This is a genomic window from Alcanivorax sp. HI0083 (assembly GCF_001635175.1).
Window position 1 is genome coordinate 1 of sequence record NZ_LWFX01000489.1, and the last position, 705, is coordinate 705.

Consider the following 705-nt stretch of genomic DNA (forward strand, 5'->3'; position numbering starts at 1 on the left):
TTCCTTGCCCTGGGCACCGCGTACGGATTCCAGTGCCGCTTTGAGAAATTCCATGTTGGAGACGCCGGGGATTTCCACCGGATACTGGAAGGCCAGGAACAGGCCCGCCTGGGCGCGCTCTTCCGGTTCCAGGTCTGCCAGGCTGTTGCCTTCAAACAGGGCTTCACCGCCGGTGATTGCGTAGTTGTCACGACCGGCCAGCACATTGGCCAGGGTGGATTTGCCGGAGCCATTGGGGCCCATGATGGCGTGTACCTCGCCCGGGTTCACGGTGAGGTTGAGGCCCTTGAGAATCGGCTTGTCCGCCACGGTGGCGTGAAGATCACGAATTTCCAGCATGTTTTGATGCGCCTTTCGATTGGGCCGGGAATCCGACCCGAGTTAATTCAGGGTGTTGTTCGGTGAAGTCGGGGCTTAGCCCACTGCGCCTTCCAGGCTGACTTCCAGCAACTTGCCCGCTTCCACGGCAAATTCCATGGGCAGTTCCTTGAACACCTCTTTACAGAAGCCGTTCACGATCATGGAAACCGCCTTCTCCGGGTCGATACCGCGCTGGCGGCACAGGAACATCTGGTCGTCACTCACCTTGGAGGTGGTGGCCTCGTGTTCGATGGTGGCCGAGGGGTTTTTCGACTCGATGTACGGGAAGGTGTGCGCGCCGCAGGTGTCGCCCAGCAGCAGGGAGTCGCACTGGGTGAAGTTACG

The 705-nt window shown here is 60.0% G+C and carries 2 protein-coding genes; both read right to left on the minus strand.

Translation table 11 applies throughout. The features are described 5' to 3' along the window. Positions 1-339: ATP-binding cassette domain-containing protein (locus A3754_RS05020; protein ID WP_156496811.1), on the minus strand; the 339-nt coding region annotated here is incomplete at its 3' end. Between the two features lie 75 nt (positions 340-414). Next, positions 415-705 (minus strand): SufD family Fe-S cluster assembly protein (locus A3754_RS05025; protein WP_197468471.1); only part of this gene is annotated, 291 nt, incomplete at its 5' end.